Annotated in this window: 18 protein-coding genes; 9 read left to right on the top strand and 9 right to left on the bottom strand. The window is 46.2% G+C overall.

Features of this window, described 5'->3' with window-relative positions; all coding sequences use genetic code 11:
• Positions 1–122: 122 nt before the first annotated feature.
• The gene (locus QUA20_RS14165; protein WP_333189446.1) at positions 123–2,807 is read left to right on the top strand and encodes a helicase-related protein; all 2,685 of its coding nucleotides are present in this window, start codon (positions 123–125) and stop codon (positions 2,805–2,807) included.
• A gap of 35 nt (positions 2,808–2,842) precedes the next feature.
• Complete coding sequence (locus tag QUA20_RS14160) at positions 2,843–3,280, top strand: hypothetical protein (protein ID WP_333189445.1); 438 nt, start codon at positions 2,843–2,845, stop codon at positions 3,278–3,280.
• On the opposite strand, the gene QUA20_RS14155 is transcribed toward QUA20_RS14160, so the two are convergent.
• Positions 3,258–3,509, bottom strand: a complete 252-nt coding sequence (locus QUA20_RS14155; RefSeq protein ID WP_333189444.1) for a hypothetical protein — start codon at positions 3,507–3,509, stop codon at positions 3,258–3,260. The genes QUA20_RS14160 and QUA20_RS14155 overlap by 23 nt on opposite strands.
• A 228-nt stretch (positions 3,510–3,737) precedes the next feature.
• Complete coding sequence (locus QUA20_RS14150) at positions 3,738–4,439, bottom strand: alpha/beta fold hydrolase (protein WP_333189443.1); 702 nt, start codon at positions 4,437–4,439, stop codon at positions 3,738–3,740.
• 145 nt (positions 4,440–4,584) lie between these two features.
• On the opposite strand from QUA20_RS14150, the gene QUA20_RS14145 reads away from it, so the two are divergent.
• Both QUA20_RS14145 and QUA20_RS14140 read left to right on the top strand, forming a co-directional pair.
• On the top strand, positions 4,585–5,064 hold the full coding sequence (locus QUA20_RS14145) for an NUDIX domain-containing protein (protein ID WP_172185172.1): 480 nt from the start codon (positions 4,585–4,587) through the stop codon (positions 5,062–5,064).
• 712 nt (positions 5,065–5,776) lie between these two features.
• Positions 5,777–7,504 (top strand): hypothetical protein, encoded by a 1,728-nt coding sequence (locus tag QUA20_RS14140; RefSeq protein WP_333189442.1) that lies wholly within the window; start codon positions 5,777–5,779, stop codon positions 7,502–7,504.
• Between the two features lie 240 nt (positions 7,505–7,744).
• On the opposite strand, the gene QUA20_RS14135 is transcribed toward QUA20_RS14140, so the two are convergent.
• Together QUA20_RS14135 and QUA20_RS14130 are read right to left on the bottom strand one after the other, a co-directional pair.
• The gene (locus QUA20_RS14135) at positions 7,745–8,482 is read right to left on the bottom strand and encodes a class I SAM-dependent methyltransferase (protein WP_333189441.1); all 738 of its coding nucleotides are present in this window, start codon (positions 8,480–8,482) and stop codon (positions 7,745–7,747) included.
• Positions 8,483–8,489: 7 nt separating this feature from the next.
• Positions 8,490–8,687: a hypothetical protein gene (locus tag QUA20_RS14130; protein WP_333189440.1), complete on the bottom strand. Its 198-nt coding sequence runs from the start codon at positions 8,685–8,687 to the stop codon at positions 8,490–8,492.
• Between the two features lie 577 nt (positions 8,688–9,264).
• Between QUA20_RS14130 and QUA20_RS14125 the strand changes: the two genes are divergently transcribed.
• Together QUA20_RS14125 and QUA20_RS14120 are read left to right on the top strand one after the other, a co-directional pair.
• Positions 9,265–11,808, top strand: coding sequence for a mannose-1-phosphate guanyltransferase (locus QUA20_RS14125; protein ID WP_333189439.1), 2,544 nt, complete (start codon positions 9,265–9,267; stop codon positions 11,806–11,808).
• 213 nt (positions 11,809–12,021) lie between these two features.
• Complete coding sequence (locus QUA20_RS14120) at positions 12,022–12,579, top strand: single-stranded DNA-binding protein (RefSeq protein WP_333189438.1); 558 nt, start codon at positions 12,022–12,024, stop codon at positions 12,577–12,579.
• A gap of 150 nt (positions 12,580–12,729) precedes the next feature.
• On the opposite strand, the gene QUA20_RS14115 is transcribed toward QUA20_RS14120, so the two are convergent.
• On the bottom strand, positions 12,730–13,077 hold the full coding sequence (locus QUA20_RS14115; RefSeq protein ID WP_333189437.1) for a hypothetical protein: 348 nt from the start codon (positions 13,075–13,077) through the stop codon (positions 12,730–12,732).
• A 420-nt stretch (positions 13,078–13,497) separates the two neighbouring features.
• The gene (gene lipB / locus QUA20_RS14110) at positions 13,498–14,178 is read right to left on the bottom strand and encodes a lipoyl(octanoyl) transferase LipB (RefSeq protein WP_333189436.1); all 681 of its coding nucleotides are present in this window, start codon (positions 14,176–14,178) and stop codon (positions 13,498–13,500) included.
• 151 nt (positions 14,179–14,329) lie between these two features.
• On the opposite strand from lipB, the gene hpf reads away from it, so the two are divergent.
• Together hpf and QUA20_RS14100 are read left to right on the top strand one after the other, a co-directional pair.
• The gene (gene hpf, locus QUA20_RS14105; protein ID WP_172187095.1) at positions 14,330–14,983 is read left to right on the top strand and encodes a ribosome hibernation-promoting factor, HPF/YfiA family; all 654 of its coding nucleotides are present in this window, start codon (positions 14,330–14,332) and stop codon (positions 14,981–14,983) included.
• 196 nt (positions 14,984–15,179) lie between these two features.
• Complete coding sequence (locus QUA20_RS14100; RefSeq protein ID WP_333189435.1) at positions 15,180–15,761, top strand: Uma2 family endonuclease; 582 nt, start codon at positions 15,180–15,182, stop codon at positions 15,759–15,761.
• Between the two features lie 300 nt (positions 15,762–16,061).
• Here QUA20_RS14100 and QUA20_RS14095 read toward each other — a convergent pair whose 3' ends face one another.
• The 3 genes from QUA20_RS14095 to QUA20_RS14085 form a co-directional block, all read right to left on the bottom strand.
• Positions 16,062–16,520 (bottom strand): peroxiredoxin, encoded by a 459-nt coding sequence (locus QUA20_RS14095; RefSeq protein ID WP_333189434.1) that lies wholly within the window; start codon positions 16,518–16,520, stop codon positions 16,062–16,064.
• 289 nt (positions 16,521–16,809) lie between these two features.
• On the bottom strand, positions 16,810–17,706 hold the full coding sequence (locus QUA20_RS14090) for a metal ABC transporter permease (RefSeq protein ID WP_333189433.1): 897 nt from the start codon (positions 17,704–17,706) through the stop codon (positions 16,810–16,812).
• A 408-nt stretch (positions 17,707–18,114) separates the two neighbouring features.
• Positions 18,115–18,924, bottom strand: coding sequence for a metal ABC transporter ATP-binding protein (locus tag QUA20_RS14085; protein WP_333189432.1), 810 nt, complete (start codon positions 18,922–18,924; stop codon positions 18,115–18,117).
• A 102-nt stretch (positions 18,925–19,026) separates the two neighbouring features.
• Here QUA20_RS14085 and QUA20_RS14080 point away from each other — a divergent pair, with 102 nt between their 5' ends.
• The gene (locus QUA20_RS14080) at positions 19,027–20,259 is read left to right on the top strand and encodes a metal ABC transporter substrate-binding protein (RefSeq protein WP_445304676.1); all 1,233 of its coding nucleotides are present in this window, start codon (positions 19,027–19,029) and stop codon (positions 20,257–20,259) included.
• The last annotated feature ends 133 nt before the right edge of the window (positions 20,260–20,392 follow it).

The following is a 20,392-nucleotide window of genomic DNA, read 5'->3' as shown; positions in this document are numbered from 1 at the left end:
ATCGGGAGCATCTCACTTTTTCAGCCAAGCTAGAAATTGGAGGCAGGAGACAGAAGGAAAGAGGAAGAAGTCTTTTTACAAATATGAGATGCTCCCAATAAAAAAAATCTGAGGACAGACGCATGACATATAGGCTATTTGAAATCCCATCTGAGAGCGGTAATCATGCAGATGTAGTCTGGGCTGAGCCCAGTAGTGGCGATCGCAATGCTTATACCCATTTAGCTTATACAATCGAAACAACTGACAGCGAAAACAGCGTACTAGATCGGCGAGGTATCCGCTTCAAAAACTTACGCCACTGGAAAAAAATTAAGGAAAAATTCCCTGACTTATCGTTACGTCTCAAGGAAAACCATACATACTATGCAGGTGAAAGCGTCCTCGAAAAAAATGAGCTAAAGCATCAGCATCATATTAAAACTGTTCTAAGGTTGGGTGCATTAGAGCTACTCGCAAATATCTATTCGGGGCGGATTACCTCTAGTGACAAAGATCCTTTTCCTCATCAATTAGCATTACAACAGTATGTTAAGAATCATGAGTCTCGCATTAAGCGAATTCTGATCGCCGACGAAGTTGGTTTAGGTAAAACAATTGAAGTAGGCTTAATATTAAGAGATAAGCTGATTGCTCAAAAAGAGGATTTGCGTTGTCTTTATCTAACTTCTGGTGGCTTAACAGAAGATGTTAGAGATAAACTACGTAGTGTGATTAAAGATTCTGGTGATGTAAGCATTATTAGTGTTGTAGATTCTTTTAGAGAATATGGCGATAGCATTAGCCAAAACGGTATTCGGATTGCTAGTATGCACGCTGCTAGACGATATCTCAATGATAAGAATAAGAAAGAGCTACCTAAAGGAGTTAAACCAAATCTCATCATCATTGATGAATGTCATCACTGTGCCAGCAATGCTAACCTCAATGGGGAGCCATCTGTAGAATTGGCAATTGATACAACACAAGCTTATAAAACTGCATATCAGATGATCGCAGGTGAGTTCTGGAAAGACTCCGAACCGCCAGAGCTAGTTATCTTGATGAGTGCAACACCTTTTCGCTCTGCCAATCAATTTACAAATTTATTGCGATTACTGGTACACCAAACTGCTTTTGAAAATGCCTATGCTGACGATATTGGCAAGGAAAAACTTCTAGCAGCAATATCAAAAGATGATTCGCCCGTAGCAGTCATTTGGCGGCAACAGGATGAGATTCGTAATTGGTCTGACCATAGATTATTTCCGAAATTAATGATAGTTCGTCCCCACCGCGAAGGTGAGCCAAGTCTCGAAAAAACTGATGAACAGTATCTGTCAACGCTAGAAAAAATCAAAAAGACAGTACAGCGTATTTGTCGAAATCATAGGGGTAGTTTTGGAGGGTTTGCGACTGCACATCTTGAAACACGTTTAACCAGTAGTTCCCTTGCAGGTGCTTGTTGGCTATTTCGTTGGTGTGTCCGCCATCATCCAAAATGGCAAAATGAAAAAATGTATAAGGCAGATACATCAGAGGATACTAAGCAATTAAGAAAATTAATCCGCGACATTTCCAAACGTCTAGCGCAATTTGATGAGGACAGAGATACAGTTACAGGATACGCCAAAGAGGTTATATTTCCTTCTGACAGTAATTTTTCATTTGAGTCTGCCCACTTGAAGGAGGGCAATATACCTGCTATTCAGAAATTTCAGACAAAACTACTGGAGAACGCCAAACAAAAAAATGATCAAGATGATGACGATGATACAGATTTAGAAGCAACGATAGAGGAAATATTAGAACTGACAAAATTAGCCCTAGACTTGTTGGAATCAGGTAGAAGTGTTGAAAATGCCAAGCTAAACTGGCTAAGAGCTATGCTCAAAGAACATCCAGATTCTCGTTTTCTCGTTTTTACTGAGGTCTTACAAACTACTGCTATTATTAAAGCAACTTTCCAGAACCAAAGTCTTGCACTTACTGGGGGGATGAGTGCTGATGAGCGGAAGGAAGCCGTCAAGAAATTTTACGACAACAACAAAAATTACCGCATCCTTGTCGCAACTTCTGCGGCAGATGAAGGATTAGATTTTCAAGTAGCCAATAAAGTTGTGCATTGGGATCTCAGCCCCGATCCGGCTGTTTTAATGCAACGTAATGGGAGGGTTGCTCGATTAGGTCAAATTTCTGATGTCACTGCCTATTATCTCATTTTAGAAGGTACATTAGCAGAAAAAAGAGATACAGCCTTACTAAAGCGTCTGGAAACAGCAGGAGTTACAGATCCGCGTATGCAATTGAAAATTTTGGGACAACTTGATAATAAGCAAGAGGGCAAAATTGCAATTGCTATTGAAAATGACAGTGGTGATGGACAAACTGTAGACAAAATTCTACAAGTAGCAAAGGAAAGCAGTGATCTCATGGAGACAGAGCTTCGTAAGTTAAATGAACAGCTAAAACCCATTGAGGTTCTCGATCGCGATAAGCTACTTAAACGCCTCAAAACTTGGCATAATTTGGAAGTTACTCAATACGATACTTACAAGCATAAATTAATTTTTGAATCCAAAGAATGGCAACGTCCTGTTTTTGGAGAAGAGAAAACAGAGATGGAGTCAGCAGTTTCTGAAGTTCTCGTAATCAAGCAGAAAAACAAAAAAGATAGAAAATTTAACTTTGACCCAGAATTTGCTCTTTTTAGCCAAGAAAAAAATCCCAATGGATTAGCAGGGTTGCTGCCTTGGAACCAGAAAGAAAGTGAGGGAGGTACAAAAAACATCAACCTTTTTTTGACATTGATCCAATTGGAGCCTTAACCCAGTCTCTTTCTAGACAAAGACAAGCGGATTTTATGGCTGTTTCTGCACAAAAGCTCTGCGAACATTCTCCCAATCTTAAAGGCTGCTCTTACTTGCTGTTTGCAACCCATCCATTACGAGAATTAGAGAAAAACAAATCATCAGACTCAGCTAAATACTTGACATACTACACTTTTACAACTGATTTTAGTCAGCCAGTCAATCCCGATGGTGCTTCTGCTATTGAAGTACATGACATGATTACTTTCTTAGAGGCGCAAATTGTTCAAGGTGTAGTCTCTCTATCATCCGAAGTAATCGAGCTGGCAAAATCAGCAGGGCGGGATATCTCTAAATGGGTTCAAGATTCTTTCAGCATGGGTGGCGATGATTTTTTAGATGAAGAGTCAAGTTATTTCGTACCGATTCCGGTTGCTTTGGTAGCTATTGTTGATCCGATCGCAGAAGTTAAAGAAAATAACATCGCATAACATCGCCCTTTATTTTTTCTGATGATCGATCGCCTAAAATGAAAGTGCGATCGCCCCTCGCACCAAATACCAAACACTGCGATGATTCTACGGAGTGCGATCGCACATAATCATCATCCCTAATTTGCGATCGACCTCCCGCATCAATTCTCCACAAACCATCCGGCTGAGGTTCCTTATCTGCCTCCAAGCGCACAGTAGCATTGTCGCCCAATTCCACCCCAGCCAACGTAGAATTTGATTGTGTGGTTCGCCGTGACTTCTGAATCTTAGCGATGATGCCACATAAAATATTTTTTAACTCAATAGAGTTAGCGATAAAAATTTAAGCAAACATAGCATCGCGGGAGCGAGTTTTGCCGCACTAAACTCGCTCGTAATATCAAATTCTAACTAAATCCACCCCTTAAACCTTCTGCTTCTTCCTTCGCGTCCTTCGCCTCTTCGCGGTTCGTTTCTAACGCAAATACTCAATCCAAGCGGGCAAAACGTCCGGCGAACCGTACCACTTCCCCGGAGAACGAGGCGAATGCCAAACCCCTTCCAATACCAAATTTTCGGCCCCGTCCAAAACAGCAGCTTCCACCGGCGTAATTCCATCTCCCCAAGTTTCGCCCTTCCCCACAGTCAACTCGTAACTTTTATAAGCCAGCCAAGTCCCTAAACCGCGCTTGCCAAAAACAGCCTTCCCAGCAGCGCACACGTAGCGCACCTGCGGGTGAAAAGCCCCCGGATAGTGAATTTTGACAAAATCTAGATTTTTGCGCGTCCAGCGCTCTTGAGAGACGTGCGGCGTGCCTAAAGTGATTAAAGTATTCACATAAGGGTGAGCTTCCCACAAACCCGCGTCCTCAAGCACGTCGCCGTGAATCGTGTAAGGCTTTTCGCCCAAATAGATGCGAGAAATCCAGCCACCGGCGGAATGACCGACGAGATTGATCTGGGGAACGCCGTATTGCTGTAACATTTGTTTGACTGTGCGATCGAGCTGTCGCAAAATTGGCACCATCGATCGCCCGCCAAAAGTCGGCAACCAATCTCCCTTGCCCAGAGGCACTGTTACTGTTGGGAAACCTCGATCGACCAGAGATTTTTCTAATTCGCGATAGTCGGAAGCAGCAGCAAAATATCCTGGTAAAATCACGGTTGGTAATGGCATTGTCAATTTTAGATTTTAGATTTTAGATTTTGCGGCCGGAGTGCTACGATCTGTTTTTCAAGTTCAAAGACACTTGCCGAAGCATTCTTTGGATTGCTAACATCTGCCGCTCGTTAAACCTTTTGCTTAGGGAATATCTACTTCTATGGCTCGCGAGCCGATTCAAACATGGTATTTTACCCTAGTTGTCGTTCACTTAGAAGACCGTTTTCTACTGGTACAAGAGCGCAAGTACGAGCAGCAGTGGTATCTCCCAGCAGGGCGAGTGGAAAAAGGGGAGACTTTGCTCGAAGCTGCTATGCGCAATACCATTGAGGAAGCGGGCATTTCCGTCATCGTTGAGGGAATTCTCAGGGTAGAGCACACAGTGATGCCTAGGGGTAATGTGCGCCTCCGAGTCATTTTTGTGGCTCGTCCAGAAGATAAGACGCCGCCCAAGAGCAAGCCGGACGAGCATACTTTGTGCGCCGGCTGGTATTCTCTCAAAGAATTAGACCAGTTGTCTCTACGGGGAGAGGAAGTTCGGGAAATGTTTCAATATATGGCAAGCGGCGCTCCGATTTATCCCATCGACTTGCTCACCATCGAGGGAGCTCCTTTTAAAAATTACCGCTATCGCTGGTGAATCCATCGATTTTGGATTTTGGATTGAATAATTACTTCCACGGATGAATCCGGTTGTGTAACCGAATTGGAAACAGGAGTCGATCGAACGGATCGATCGTGTTTAATTAATTAGTGGCGCTCCAGATCCCGGAAAAAGACGGTATAGCAGCGGCGCAGTCTGTTTTTTGCTCGCCCCAGTCCGGCCCGTCTGACGCCCCGCTCACCATTCTCAACAATAGCTGAGAAACCGAGTATAGGGTTCGGCAAAAGGCATTCGGAAAGAAAAACAATGCTTTCAGCAATTAAGAACGTCCTAACCCTATTGGCAGTTGCTACAACAGCGAAGAAAAATCTCGGTTCTCAGGTTGAATCCGTCAAGAAACCCGCTTTCTACGCTTGAGTGCTTGAGTTGAGGGTCGTGGAATCTAAATAAAAGTCGATCGGGCAATTTCGATACCGACCGTGCTAAAATTATACCTTTGAATTCCCAACCTCTCCTCATTAAAACGAATTCACACTCAATCACAACCACAACAATATAAATTACCAATCCCCCAATCACTCAATCCCCCAATCCCGCAATCCCCCAATCTAAAATCTCACAATCTCCCAATGCCCCAATCTAAAATCTAACATCTAACAATCTCCCAATCCCTCAATCCCCCAATCTAAAATCTAACCATCTCCCAATCCCCCAATCTAAAATCTAAAATCTAAAATCTAAAATTTAAATGACTGACTCTTCCTCCCTAGCCAACACCCTTTCTGAACCGCTGCGTCAGCCTTTTTGGTGGGCAGCCCTAGCTTCTGTCAGCCTGCACGGAGTCCTCGGAGTAAGCGCCCCGACGCTCTCAAACATACTTTATGGTGGAAATTCCTCAAAAAATATCCCCGGTTCTGTCGGCTTGGTAGAACTAACTCCCACAGAGGCCGGCCGCCTGCCACAAACCATACCACCGAAACCGTCTAATACGCGATTTACGCCATTTTCGATCGCACCAGTTCCCTTGCCCGCCTCGCCCAAGTTAGCCCCGCCTTTGCCTCCCGCACCTCCAGCTATCAACTTGCCCGCCCTACCGCCGGGAATGCCCCCTCCTGGATTCTTTTCCCCCCTCCCTTATTCCCCTCTCCCGCCCTCTGCCGCCCCAACAGCAGCTCCGCCACCTCCGAAAACTCCATCCCCAACATTCAGAGCCCCCTCCCAGCCAACACCCACTTTCGTCCCGCCAGTACCTCCCAGCGGTTTGATTTTCCCGCCCTTGCCCGGTAATTTCGATCGCAATATCCCGCCGCCGCCATCTTTGACAGAAGTGCCCCAGCTTCCCGGCAGCGCCTCGGAAGATGAAGCAGAGACGCTCAAAAAGATCATAGCCAGTAGAGGCGGACTCCCACTATTTCCAGACGGAGCTCCAGTCTTTACCCCAGAATTCCCAATTGCTGGCAGGAATGTGGGACCCGATGGAGTACCAAAGTTGACTCAAAAAGATCCCAATAAAAGGAATCTCATCGCAGAAACTCCCGAAGAAAGAATCAAGAGGCAACAATTTGAAGAGGGACAGCGACAGCTAGGACAGTCCGACCAACCGAGTTCAAACTTACCCACCGACAGAGAGACACAGCTTGCGGCTGCAAATACCTATGTTGCTTTGTTTGAGAGATTCAAAAAGGCTTATCCTGACTTGGAAATGACGGGGCCGACTCCTGTGAATATCCCTTATCCCCTAGCAGCTTGCTCGCAAAAACTCGAAGGAGTAGCAGTTTTCGGAGCAGTTGTCAGCCCTCAAGGTTTGCTCAAAGCCGAGCCTCAAGCGATCGTCCCGACGGGTTACGGCATTCTCGACAATGCTGCTAAAACTGCGATTATTAACCCTTCTCTAACATTTTCTGCTGCCAGCACGCACAAGCTTTACCAAGTAGCTATCCCGTTTAAATACGACGAAAAAATTTGCAGCGGCATTCCTGTCACCCCATCCACCACCCCAACCAGGCCCAACCCAGCAGGCCAGCAGCGGCCAACGGTAACCCCGACAGGGCCCAAACCCACAAACCAGCAGCCCTCCCCAGCGCCTGCTGAAGTGAAACCGCAGTTTGAGAAGCCGCCGGCCCCGTCAAACAAACCGAAGCCTGGGGCTCAAACCTCGCCGCCGGTACAAAAGCCAGCCGCCCAACCCTCGCCCTCACCTCAACCGAAACCAGCCGCCGAACAGTCACCTTCTCCTCAACCGCAGCCCGCCGAAGAGTCCCCGCCGGAAGCTGCGCCATCTCCCGCCCCCGAAGTGTCGCCGTCGCCGGAACCTGCACCATCTCCCGCCCCCGAAGTGTCCCCGCAGCCCTCGCCGGAAGCTGCGCCATCTCCCGCCGAAGTGTCGCCGTCGCCGTCGCCGGAAGCTGCGCCATCTCCCGCCGAAGTGTCACCGTCGCCGGAAGCTACGCCATCTCCCGCCGCTACCGAAAATTAATTGGGAATGGGTAATTGGGAATGGGGAATTGGTAATATCCAATCTGCTTGCTTCACTATTGTGAGTTAGTAGTTAGTAGGGTGCGTCAGCTTCGATATTTGTTACTTCTCAAACAAATTTCTACTTGCTGACGCACCCTACTTTCTTAACTGATAATCAAATTGTTTTTCGTCTGCCAGACCCGGACTTTTGACGACGGTCGTCCTGACTGCAAACCTAATTACCTATTACCTTAACCTCTCAATTGTATTGAACTTTATACATTTGAAATAAGTCGCCACTTTGCTTTTTTACTACCTTAGCGCCAGCAGCTTTCATCATTTTTTCCCAATCTTCTATTGTCTCTAAAAATACTTCTCCGGCTCGATAAGTCTCCAAAATAGCCCAATCTTCTGCTAGAGGAGAATTGGGATTGAGGACATCAAAAACAAAATGACCGCCCGGTTTTAGTACCCGCTTTACTTCTCCCATAACAATACTCCAATAGTCTATGGGATAGTAACAGCTAAAGCCTGTAGCGAGGCATAAATCGAACTGAGCCTCTTCGTAATTTAACTGGTGAGCGGGGGCCCATTCTACGCCTTTGAACAGCTTAGAATTGAGCTGAGGGCCGCGAGCGTTTAAGGCGTCTCGCGCTGCGCTGCTGATTTCTTGACCGTAAAAATATGCTTCCCAATCCCGCCAAGGGTAGATGAGAAAGCTGACTCCGCAGCCAATGTCTAAACAGCGCTGATTTTTTTGAGGTTTGGCAATTTTCCAGAAGGGAGAAACTGTTTTTGCTTGGAGAGTTCCTGCGACTGATTCCAAGAAAATCGGCATTGATTCGACTTCTTCGGGTAAAGCGAAAGCTTCTCCTCGGTATTCGCGATCGAACCGAGAGGCCACTTGCGACAGTAAAACTTGCCAGCTATCTGATTTTCCTTTAGCAAACCAAGTCTGCTCCTGACCCGCCACTGGGCGATCCGACTTTTTAGACATTCTTGAATTACCTTTTAGTGGCTTTGAGAGCTTTTGTAAAGTTTTGGCGGTAAGGCTTATTAAAAATTAACGCGGGCCACAGCAGAGACAGCTTCAGGCGATTTGTAAAACTTCTGTCGAAGTTAGTGCGATCGAAACCATTCCAAAATTTCCAAATACCGCCGCCGTAAGCGACTAGCAATGCCAAGCTAATTAACGTACTCATTTAAAAAACCCCTAAGCAATGGATAGGATTTTGGGTCAGCTAGTCAAAGCGCTACTCTTAATCTATCATTTATCAGACGCCGAGCCGCACCGATACCTGTAGTAATTCCACCTTCAGAAAGAGACTTCAAAATCCCCGCCGGTCACAAACTTAAAAATAACACCCCCAAAATAGCTTTCACCGAGCAAGCAGAAGAAGGGACTTCTGCCAAAAGTCGATGATTCTGAGGACGTATACCATTTTAGATTGAAGAATTGAAGAATTAAAGAATTGGGAATGACTGATGAGATAAGGGTTTGGAGCTGACCTACAGTTGCATTCTTTTTTTAAACTGGTATTACCCAACATCCCCTACAAATCCGAACTCGACCGGGGGATTGGTGCGGCGCCGCAAGTTCTAATGCGGTTGAAATCGGTTGCTGTTGGGGGACGGCTTGGTCGATCGGGATTTCCCAGACGTGTAACTGCTCGAAGATATTTAACTAAGAACTGATAGCCGGCGGCCCACGAATTACAGCAGGCAAACTTTTTCTAGCGGACAATGACGGTAGAGAGCTTTCTAAGCAAGGAGGATTTTATGCGTGCAGTGCTGATGGCTGGGGGGTCGGGAACGAGGCTCAGACCCCTGACGTGCGATTTGCCCAAACCGATGGTGCCGATTCTCAATCGCCCGATCGCAGAACACATTATCAATTTGCTAAAAAGGCATCAGATTACGGAAATTATTGCTACGCTGCACTACCTTCCCGATGTCATGCGCGAATATTTTACTGACGGGGCAGAGTTTGGCGTTCAAATGACTTACGCTGTGGAGGAAGACCAACCGCTGGGTACTGCTGGTTGCGTCAAAAATATTGCTGAATTGCTCGATCGAACTTTTCTGGTCATCAGTGGCGACAGCATCACAGACTTCGACTTAACGGAAGCGATCGAATTTCACCGCAGCAAGCAATCCAAAGCCACGTTAATTTTAACTCGCGTTCCCAATCCGATGGAATTCGGGGTCGTGATTACCGAGGAAAATTACCGCATCAACCGCTTTCTGGAAAAGCCTTCTAGCAGTGAAATTTTCTCCGATACCGTCAATACCGGCACCTACATTTTAGAACCGGAAGTATTGGACTACCTGCCTGCAAATAAAGAGTGCGACTTCTCGAAAGACTTGTTTCCCTTGCTGCTGGAAAAAAACGAGCCGATGTACGGTTACATCGCCGAGGGTTACTGGTGCGATGTCGGCCAGCTTGATGTTTACCGGGAAGCTCAGTACGACGCGCTGCGGGGAAAGGTCAAACTGGATTTGACCTACTACAACCAAGTTCGATCGGGAGTTTGGGTCGGTCAGAATACTTTTATTGACGATAGCGCGATCGTCGAAGCACCGGCGATGATCGGCAGCAATTGTAGGATTGGAGCCCGAGTTAAAATCGATGCCGGTACGGTGATCGGAGATAACGTGACAGTCGGGGCCGATGCCAACCTCAAACGTCCCATCGTCTGGAACGGAGCAATTGTCGGCGAAGACGCTCACCTTAGGGCCTGCGTGATTTGCCGCAGCACCCGCGTAGACAGGCGCGCTCATGTATTGGAAGGTGCGATCGTCGGTTCTATGTCGATCGTGGGAGAAGAAGCGCAAGTGGGGCCAAGCGTGCGCATCTGGCCGAGCAAAAATATTGAATCCGGCGCTCTGTTAAATCAAAATTTAATTTGGGGAGAACAAGCTAAGCGGAATTTGTTCGGTCAGCGCGGCGTTCAAGGGCTGGCAAATGTGGATATTACCCCGGAATTCGCGGTGAAATTGGGCGCGGCTTACGGCTCGACTTTGAAACCCGGGACTTCGGTATCGGTATCTCGCGACCAGCGGAGCATTTCGCGGATGGTTTCGAGGTCTTTGATTGCAGGTTTGATGTCGGTAGGAATTAATGTGGTCAATTTGGAATCGACGGCAATTCCGATCGCGCGCACGGTTTCGTCTACGCTATCGGTTGCTGGCGGCATTCACGTTCGCATTTCGCCCGATCGATCCGACCACATTTTAATTGAATTCTTCGATATCAAAGGCATCAATATTACTAAAGCTGCTGAGAAAAAAATCGAGGGCGCTTATTTTAAGGAAGATTTGCGGCGGGCTCTAATTCCCGAAATTGGAGAGATGTCGTACTTTAACCAAGCTCTCGACGTTTACAACCGCATTTTTGAGCGGCAGATGAATGTTGAGGCAATACGCTACAGCAATACTAAGGTGGTAATCGATTACGTTTACGCAGTTTCCGGAGCAATTCTGCCGCAAATGCTTGCTAAGTTCGGCTGCGATGCGGTGGTGCTCAATGCGAGTCTCAAACAGACTTCTCTGAGTAACGGCGAACGGGAATATTTGCTCGACCAACTCGGCCGGGTGGTGAAAGCACTCAGCGCTAATTTTGGAGTGCAGGTGTCGGCTAACGGCGAACAGCTCATTTTGGTAGATGAGTCTGGGATAGCCATTCGCGGGGAAATGCTGACGGCGTTGATGGTAAATTTGATGCTGACTTCTGATCCCAAAGGTACAGTAGTAGTGCCGGTGAATGCCTCTTCTGCGGTGGAGGCGATCGCCCGCCGCTATCAAAGCAAGGTAATCCGCACGAAGGCGAACCCAACTGCTTTGATGGAAGCCGCTAACAGGAACCCGAATGTGGTTTTGGGCGGCAGCGGTCTTATGGGTTTTATTTTCCCGCAATTGCATCCCGGATTTGACGGAATGTTCTGCATTGCTAAAGTGATAGAAATGATGACGATTCAGGAGCGATCGCTCGGACAGATCAAAGCCGAACTTCCCCGCGTCACCCACCGCAGTTACAGCGTCCGCTGTCCTTGGACGGTCAAGGGTTCGCTGATGCGGCATTTAGTAGAAACTCATTCGCCCGATCGTTTAGAATTAGTAGATGGAGTGAAGATTTTTAACTACAGCGACGACAATTGGGTATTAGTTTTGCCCGATGCTAGTGAACCGACCGTTCATATCTTCGCCAACAGCGAGGATCGAGATTGGGTATCTGAAACTTTGAAGGAGTACCGCGCCCTCGTTCACGATTTTGTCAGTCAAGCTGAGGCGGCGGTTCGCCAAGATAAATTTGGTAACGGATAATTGGTAATTGCAAATCGGTAATCGGTAATCGGTGACAACTAATAGCGAATAGCGCCAAAAAATCAGTAATTACCAATTTGCAATTTGCAATTACCAATTTGCAATTACCACAAGCAAGACACGCAAGTCATCGGTACACGAATAGCTATTTCTTCCTTCTTCCTTCTTCTCTCTTCCTTCTTTATCCAATTCCCAATTACGCACAGATAACAGATGAATAGCTGCATTTTGATGGCGGAAATAATTCAACAACCGCAACTTCGTTATACTCCTGACAATCAACTTCAAATCGCTGAGATGCTGGTGCAGTTTCCCGGTCCAAAACCGGAAGATCCGCCCGAACATTTGAAAGTGATAGGATGGGGAAATTTTGCTCAAGAAATTCACGAGAAATATCACGAGGGCGATCGCGTGATTATTGAGGGGCGGCTGAGCATGAATACGATCGAAAGAGACGGTATTAAAGAAAAGCGCGCTGAACTGACAGCTCAAAGGATTTACAGTGTCGGCGCCGATGCAATGACTGCTGCTCCCCCAACTAGAACCGTCCCGGAAGCGGCTCAAATTCGCGACAGCGCGCCTGCTAATGTGCCGAGCAACGTAGTTCCTATGAGTTCGCGAGGCCGCAGTCCTAACAGCGCTCCAGGTGGCGCTAACCGCACGTCTAGTTCGGATTGGAACTCGCATCAGCCTTCAAATTCTGAGTCCGATCGCCAGTCGGGTTCGTCTAACGAAGCTGACAATCCCGATTACGATCCGATTCCATTTTAAAAATTAAGGTGCATCACTTTACAACTCGACTGTTCGATCGAAAGTGACGCACCTTAATTTAAGAGCGATCGCACTTCAGGAAAAAAAGGGCGATCCTCTTCGAGGGCTGCGCTAACGAATTTGGCTGAACTACGAGCTAAATTGCAAATTTTACAGCTCGATCGTCACAACTTTTTTCTTGCTTTTTTCGTCGCGCAGCACGACTGTATTGTAGGGTGATGTATCCGTCCCCAGCGGAATTGGCAGCTTAAAGCTGCTGCTCTTATGCTTAAGTTCGCCTAAATCAATGCTTTTCGTTATATTGCCATCTGTTGCCAGATAAGCGGTAAGTTCGCCTTTATAATCTTCAATCAAAAAGTCTCTGAAGAAAAGGACTTCCCCAGCACCCTCGACATCGATAGCAAGGATGACCGTACCGCTAAACGTTGCGCCTTTTTCTTCTTCATCAACCGTCGCCATTTTAATTTCCGAGGGGTCTTGACCGGACATATCTGACATAAATTTTTTCTCTTGAGCGGAGCGCAATAATCAACAAGAATCATACCTGACGCTAGGGGCGATCGCAAAACTCTTAGGGCGTATTTCTGCATCGGTCTTGCTTCTCTCTAAGGTTAGAGAAGCCCGCAACCGCGAATTATACCACCAATTCTCTCAATTCTTGAGTCAGTAAGTACAGACCGTTAAAATTATCTCTATAATGCCCCCAAGTCTCGCAAACACCGCCGCGTTAATTCGATTCGATATTTAGCATCCTTAGTCGGGAGTTTTTAAGTGATTGGGTGGAGAATTAAGCCTGATGTTTTTGATAATTTAAGAGCGATCGCATTTCACTCAAGAAAGGGCGATCGCCCTAAAAAATTATTATTTCCAGTAACGGGTTAAAATCCGCATTACTTCACCTGCGATCGGGGACGCACCCTACACATTCGATCGCACTATTTCCACTCCAAAAACTTCTGCAAATTCAGCCGCCACGATCGCCCTAACTCGATCGACCTCAATTCCGGGGATAAACTGCTCTAAACTCCCAACAGGTCGATCGGGAATCCCGCAAGGTACAATTTGCCCAAAACCAGCGAGATCCGGACAAACATTTAAAGCAAAACCGTGCATCGTAATCCAGCGGCTGACTTTAATGCCGATCGCGCCTACCTTGCACCCATCCACCCAAACTCCTGTCATACCGGGAACCCGCGAACCCTTCAACCCGCAAACTTCCAGCACCCTCAGCAGCACTTCCTCCAACTGCCGCAAATACCAGTGCAAATCTTGTTGGTGACGGCGCAAATTTAAAATCGGATACCCCACCAATTGGCCCGGACAGTGGTAAGTCACCTCGCCGCCCCGCTCAACTCGGTGCAGTTCCGGCCCTGTTTGACTTGGGTCAAATTTCAGAAATTCCAGCTTGGCTCCCAGTCCCAAAGTGTAAACCGGCGGATGTTCCAGCAAAATCAGGACATCTGGCAAATCTGGTTTGTCGCGGCGTTCTTGCACGAGTTTTTGCTGGATTTCCCAAGCTTGGGAGTAGGGAACAAGTCCCCAATCGAGGAGCAAGCAGGGTTGTGCATTTAGCTGTTGAGGGGTGAGAGGGGAAATCATGCAAAAAATCAATAGTGTTTTGACGGAATATTGGCGCAGTTTAAATCAAGAATTGTCAACATATAATAAAAGATTTGGAAGATAAGTGTTTTCTAGAATACATAGTGCTACTGTATAAAATATACCCACGTTACAGAAGGGAGGGAGCTCTATGAAGCTTGTTATCCAGGGTAAGAATATAGAAATCACCGATGCGATTCGCGAGTACGTCAATCAAAAGGTTGAAAAGGCAGTTAGCCATTTTCAAACTTTGACTACTGAAGTGGACATACATCTATCGGTGGCTCGTAACCCCAGGATCAATCCTAAGCAGACTGCTGAGGTAACTATTTATGCTAACGGCAGCGTGATTCGGGCTGAGGAAAGCACGGAAAGCCTGTATGCCAGCATCGATTTGGTTGCCGACAAGATAGCTCGTCAACTGCGGAAATTTAAGGAAAAACGCCACGACAATAAGACCCAGAGTAGTCCCAAAACGGTTACGGTAGTTGATGAACATCCTGTAGTAGCGGATCTGATTGGCGATCGAACTCCCGAACTTCCTGCTGAGGTGGTGCGGACTAAGTATTTTGCCATGCCTCCAATGACTGTGCAAGAAGCTTTGGAACAATTGCAGATTATCGATCACGATTTCTATATGTTCCGCAATGCGGAAACAGGCGAAATTAACGTGCTCTACGAACGAAAGAGTCACGGTGGCTATGGAGTTATCCAACCCCGCCACAGCAACGGTAACGGTAATAGCAAAAATGGCAAAACTGCCGAAAGCGCTACATCTGAAAAATCGAGTGTTGCGAAAAGCTAGATAATTGCTGAGTGCTAATAGTTAATGGCTGCAAGTCATTAGCAAAAAAGGACTAAAGTCCTCACTACAAACTCCTGGTTCGTAGTAAGGACTTTAGTCCTTTATTAGTTTTTTTAGATAATGGTTCGTAGTAAGGACGTTGCTGATGTTTCCTAGAGAAAATGGATGAACAATGATGCTATTGGAGTTAAGACAATTGAAGATTCAACCGGGTCAGCAATTACTGGTTGAGGATGTGAACTGGCAACAATTTGAAAGTATTTTGGCGGAATTAGGAGAACGTCGTGCTTCCCGACTTTCCTATAGTAACGGACGGTTAGAAATTATGGTTCCTCTGCCCGAACATGAAAAAGCCAAGGAAATTATTGGCGACATGGTAAAAATTTTGTTGGAAACACGACAAATAGCATTTGAGTCGTTAGGTTCGACAACGCTGAAAAATGAACGCATGAGTCAGGCTGTCGAACCGGATACCTGTTTTTACATTCAAAATCAAGCAGCGGTTATCGGTAAAAATCGCCTCGATATGAGTATCGATCCGCCTCCAGATTTAGCTATAGAAATCGATCTCACCTCTCGCACGCAGTTGGATAATTATCAAATTCTAGGAGTGCCGGAACTTTGGCGATACGCACGGCGAGGGCTACAAATCAACGTCTTGCAAGCCGAACAATATATTGAGTCTGATGTGAGTCCCACTTTCCCCAATATCCCGATTGTCGAACTGGTGAATCTGTACACTCAGCAGAGTCAATCGATTTTAAATTTTAGATTTTAGATTTTAGATTGAAGCATTGACCCCACGGATAAATTCGGGGGCTTGTTTATAAGATACACGTTTTTTATTTCTCCACGGATGAATCCGGGGGGTTGTATCCTGGATGCTTTCGGTCAAGTTTCTGGCAGAACCCGCGCTATTCAAGCTTTTAAAAATTGGGTAGGGGAAAATCTATAGTCTCAGAACTCCCGTTTTCACTACAAACCGTTACTTCGCAGTCACGAATTTAGTTTTTTCTTGGTTGTTTAGACAATGAGGACTTTCGTCCTCACTACAAACAATATATTTAAGCAAATCCATCTAACTTTTGATGGTTTCTAAAGTTTTGAGTGCTTCTGCAACGTGTGCTTTAAAGTCTAACATCGAGTCAAAAATATGCTTGACAACGCCTTCTTGGTCAATGACATAAGTTACTCTACCCGGCATAATCCACAGTGTAGCTGGAACTCCGTACAATTGCCGCACTTTGTTGCCAGTATCGCTCAGCAGTGTAAATGGTAGCTGATTTTTTGTGGCAAATTCCTGGTGCGATTGTGGCGAATCTTCGCTAATTCCTATTACTTCTGCACCTGCGTCTTTGAAGACTTCGTAACTATCTCGAAAAGCGCAAGCTTGGGTTGTGCATCCGGGTGAGTTGTCTTTAGGGTAAAAGTAGACTATGACGTTTTTTTTACCTTTAAAATCTTTGAGGCTGACTGATGTGCCAGTTTGAGATGGTAAGGTAAAATCGGGGGCGGTGTCTCCTATTTTGACGGTCATGTTTTTTTAACTTAGTAGATCGGTTTGCGTGAAAATTTAACTTTTGTTATTGTACAGTTTTTTTGAGCAATAGTTCGCAGTTGCGATCGGGCAATTCGACAGCATCCCATTTTTGCTTTCTCGCACTCCTAACAAAAACCCTTTTAACAAAATCGGGATGCTATCGCCGATTCGCAGTTACGCGGATTAATTCGAGAGGCTTTTTTGAACCGCACATCCACGGGGATTAACGAAGATTCTTATTAACAATGGGAGGGGCGGCGCTGAAGCGTTACTACAAACTTACTTGCTATCGGCCTTTGGTTAAATTTTTTAATTCCCGCCATATTGGAGGAATTTGCCCAGAGTGTGTGCGTGGCTGGGTGAGGATTCCTTGAGTGGGACTGAACAGCAATGATAGCACAAATAATCCCGATGCAACTAAAACTATTGCTGGCCCGGATGGTAAGTTATAGAAGTAGCTGAGATACATTCCGCTAATGCTGGAAATAACTCCGATTATTGCGCCTAAAATCATTACTTGGTGCAGGCGAGTGACTAGGAGATATGCGGTACTTGCGGGTGTAATTAATAGGGACAAAACTAGCACTACCCCAACAGCTTTGAGGCTGGCAACTATTGTGAGGGCGATGAGTACCATCAGTCCGAAGTTGAGCAGGTTTACTGGCAAACCTGTGGCTTGCGCTCCTAATGGATCGAATGTGTAAAATAGCAATTCTTTGTAAAACAATACTACAACTAATAAGACTACGGCGACAATGACGGCTGTGTCGATCGCATCTTCGGCAGTAACTCCCAGGATGTTGCCGAAAAGAAAGTGGTTGAGGTCGATTTTGTTGTCTTTTTGGACGATCGTAATTAGGGTGATGCCGAGGGCGAAGAATGCGGAAAATACGATGCCCATTGCCGCGTCTTCTTTGATTGTCGATCGAGTTTTGATCCAAGCTATGATTACTGTACTCAAAACTCCCGCAATGAAGGCGCCGATAAAGATATTTGCTCCGAGGATAAATGCGATCGCCAATCCGGGCAAAACCGAGTGGCTGATGGCGTCTCCGAGCAATGCCAGCCGCTGTACCATTAGGTAGCTGCCGACGATCGCGCAGACGATGCCGACGAGAATGGCAATTACTAGCGATCGCTGCATGAATCCATACTGCAACGGCTCAATTAAGGTTTGTATCATAAAATTATCAAATCACAGTTAACTAATGACTAACAACCAAAGCAACCCGGTTTGATCCGAGATATTGCACCATGCTCAATAAGCTTTTTATGAACAGGCAAGATGCCTGTTCCACAAAGAGTGAATTTTTTTGTGGAACAGGCATCTTGCCTGTTCTTGAGAATGGTGCAAGATGTGAGTTTGAGCCGAGATTTATCGTTGCCCAATTCAAGATTATCAAAAAAACAGGGTTCAAGAGTGTAACTCCTAGATTAATGACCAAGAATTTCTTGATGGTACCCGCCACGTGATTTATCAGTGGAATCAATCGAAAATCGAAAATCGAAAATCCTCAAGCCCCCGCATTTATCCGTAGGGTCAATCTAAAATCTAAAATCTAAAATCTAAAATCGATTGACTGCTGGCTAATCAAGCTGCTTGTCCGGCAAAGAACATTACTTGTCCGCCGTAGGCGCGGTAAAGGTTGTCTTGGGTTAGCACTTCTTGGCGGGAACCAGCGGCAATCAGTTCTGTATTTAGCAAAATTAAATCGTCAAAATTGGTGATTGATTCGCCTAAGTCGTGGTTGACTACTAAGACAATTTTCCCGGCATTTGCTAGCTGGTGGAATATCTCAAAAATGATATTTTGAGTTTTTTGGTCAACGCCGACAAACGGCTCGTCAAAGCAGAAAATAGCGGCTTCTTGGGCTAATGCTCTAGCTAGAAATACTCGCTGTTGCTGTCCGCCGGAAAGTTGTCCGATCGGTCTGTCTTTGTAAGCACTCATGCCTACTCTTTCTAAGGCATCGGCCGCTTCTCGGCGGCTAGCTGCCGAGAAGCGGCGAAACCATCCGGCTTTTCTGACTCTTCCCATCATCACGACATCCCAAACGGTGGCGGGATAGTTCCAGTCAATTTGCGATCGCTGGGGGACGTAGGCTACTGTTTCGAGTCGATCGGCGATCGCTTCTTCGCCCCAGGTAACAGTGCCGCGAACTGCGGGAATTAAGCCCAACATTGCTTTGATCAGCGTGCTTTTGCCGGCACCGTTGGGGCCAATAATACCCGTCAGCCTTCTCGGTTTGACAGAAAGATTGATATCTCTGAGTGCTTCTACCGTGCGGTAGTTTACTGCTAAGTGTTTAACAGTGATAATTTCAGTGTCGGTAGCGCTGTCTTTGAGGTGGCAAACCATTTGAGACCAAGGAGTCTCGTTGGGGAAGGCGGCGGTATTCATGGCGGTGAGTCTATCTCCTTTTTATTAAGTTTACTGTAAAAATGAAAAGAATATGAAATCATCGGTAAATAGGAATAATCTGGAACGCAGGAGAGGTAGATAATGCGGCAGTGCAAGCTCGAAACCCCTCAAACCATAGGTTTGGCGGCGAAAATCTCAAGTAGGTTAAAACTGATATCCACCATTTTCAATAACAGGCAAGATGCCTGTGAAGCGAAGAGTGAGTTTTCTTGTGGGGTGGGCATCCTGCCCGCCCAGAGAATGGTTGTTGAGAATGCTGCAAGATGTGAGTTCAAACCGACGGCAATTGTGAAGCAACTTTATAAAGGAGAGTTTAGCCGTGAGTCGGGGATTGAAACCGCCGGTTCTGGATTGGACAAGTCCAAGGTATTTTGGATTAGAACTATTGCCTGCAGCATTTTGACTGTGGGTTTATTTAGTTGCGCTCAAACCCAGGGCGATCGCCTCTCTCCAGAGGCAGATGCTAAACCCAAGGTAGTTGCTACCAGCACAATTATTGAGGATTTGACCGATCGAGTAGCGGGTGGCGAAGTTCAGCTAACAGGAATTTTGCAGCCGGGAACCGATCCTCACGTTTACGAACCCGTGCCAAAAGATTCTCAAGCCTTAGAACAAGCTAACTTAATTTTGTATAACGGTTACAATTTGGAACCGGGATTAATTAGGATGATGAATGCCGCCGGAATTAAGGCGCGGAAATTAGCAGTGGGGGAAGTTGTCAAGCCTTTGCTACTGAATAAAGAAGGAAATACCGTACCAGATCCGCACGTTTGGGGAAATGTGGAAAATGTAGTTCAAATGGTGGAAGCAATTCGGGATGCGCTAATCGAACTGTCGCCGGAAGATCGGGAGAAGTTTACGCAGAATGCTGTGAAACTTACTGAAGAGTTAAAACGTTTGGATAGTTGGATCGAACAAGAGATTAAAACTATTCCCGAAAATAAGCGCGAATTAGTAACAACTCACGATGCTTTTCAATATTACAGCCGCGCCTACGGATTGGGAAGTGCTGGCAGTTTGATCGGGATTAGTACGGAGGAACAGCCGAGCGCTCAAACGGTGCAAAAGTTAGTAGAATCGGTGAAAGCTGCCGGAGTTCCTGCTATTTTTGCCGAGACTACAATTAACCCGCAACTGATTAGAACAGTGGCGGAAGAAGCGGGGGTGAAATTGGCGGCGCAGCAACTTTATTCTGATTCGATAGGGGCGGCAGGAAGCGAGGGCGATTCTTATGTGAAAATGATGTCGGCTAATACTCGCGCCATCGTCGAAGCTTTGGGGGGGAAATACACGCCGTTTGAAGTTAGCAAGTAGCAAGTAGGGTGCCCCGGAAGAGTTTTATTTTCTCTGCGGGGTGACAGCTAGCTGACGCAGCCTACAAGTTTCAGTAGGCTTGCATTACATAAGTCTTTGATTGATACAGAAACCGCAGATGCAAGGCAGATAA

Origin of the sequence: Microcoleus sp. Pol7_A1 (assembly GCF_036701085.1) — a bacterium.
GTDB lineage: Bacteria > Cyanobacteriota > Cyanobacteriia > Cyanobacteriales > Microcoleaceae > Microcoleus > Microcoleus asticus.
This window is presented reverse-complemented; position numbering and strand designations above follow the sequence as displayed.

What these genes read in the sequence shown, in the direction of transcription:
- QUA20_RS14165 (WP_333189446.1), top strand. Translation starts at nt 123, where the DNA reads ATGACATATAGGCTATTTGAAATCCCATCTGAGAGCGGTAATCATGCA.
- QUA20_RS14160 (WP_333189445.1), top strand. Translation starts at nt 2,843, where the DNA reads ATGGCTGTTTCTGCACAAAAGCTCTGCGAACATTCTCCCAATCTTAAA.
- QUA20_RS14150 (WP_333189443.1), bottom strand. Translation starts at nt 4,439, where the DNA reads ATGCCATTACCAACCGTGATTTTACCAGGATATTTTGCTGCTGCTTCC.
- QUA20_RS14145 (WP_172185172.1), top strand. Translation starts at nt 4,585, where the DNA reads ATGGCTCGCGAGCCGATTCAAACATGGTATTTTACCCTAGTTGTCGTT.
- QUA20_RS14140 (WP_333189442.1), top strand. Translation starts at nt 5,777, where the DNA reads ATGACTGACTCTTCCTCCCTAGCCAACACCCTTTCTGAACCGCTGCGT.
- QUA20_RS14135 (WP_333189441.1), bottom strand. Translation starts at nt 8,482, where the DNA reads ATGTCTAAAAAGTCGGATCGCCCAGTGGCGGGTCAGGAGCAGACTTGG.
- QUA20_RS14130 (WP_333189440.1), bottom strand. Translation starts at nt 8,687, where the DNA reads ATGAGTACGTTAATTAGCTTGGCATTGCTAGTCGCTTACGGCGGCGGT.
- QUA20_RS14125 (WP_333189439.1), top strand. Translation starts at nt 9,265, where the DNA reads ATGCGTGCAGTGCTGATGGCTGGGGGGTCGGGAACGAGGCTCAGACCC.
- QUA20_RS14120 (WP_333189438.1), top strand. Translation starts at nt 12,022, where the DNA reads ATGAATAGCTGCATTTTGATGGCGGAAATAATTCAACAACCGCAACTT.
- QUA20_RS14115 (WP_333189437.1), bottom strand. Translation starts at nt 13,077, where the DNA reads ATGTCAGATATGTCCGGTCAAGACCCCTCGGAAATTAAAATGGCGACG.
- lipB (WP_333189436.1), bottom strand. Translation starts at nt 14,178, where the DNA reads ATGATTTCCCCTCTCACCCCTCAACAGCTAAATGCACAACCCTGCTTG.
- hpf (WP_172187095.1), top strand. Translation starts at nt 14,330, where the DNA reads ATGAAGCTTGTTATCCAGGGTAAGAATATAGAAATCACCGATGCGATT.
- QUA20_RS14095 (WP_333189434.1), bottom strand. Translation starts at nt 16,520, where the DNA reads ATGACCGTCAAAATAGGAGACACCGCCCCCGATTTTACCTTACCATCT.
- QUA20_RS14090 (WP_333189433.1), bottom strand. Translation starts at nt 17,706, where the DNA reads ATGATACAAACCTTAATTGAGCCGTTGCAGTATGGATTCATGCAGCGA.
- QUA20_RS14085 (WP_333189432.1), bottom strand. Translation starts at nt 18,924, where the DNA reads ATGAATACCGCCGCCTTCCCCAACGAGACTCCTTGGTCTCAAATGGTT.
- QUA20_RS14080 (WP_445304676.1), top strand. Translation starts at nt 19,027, where the DNA reads ATGCGGCAGTGCAAGCTCGAAACCCCTCAAACCATAGGTTTGGCGGCG.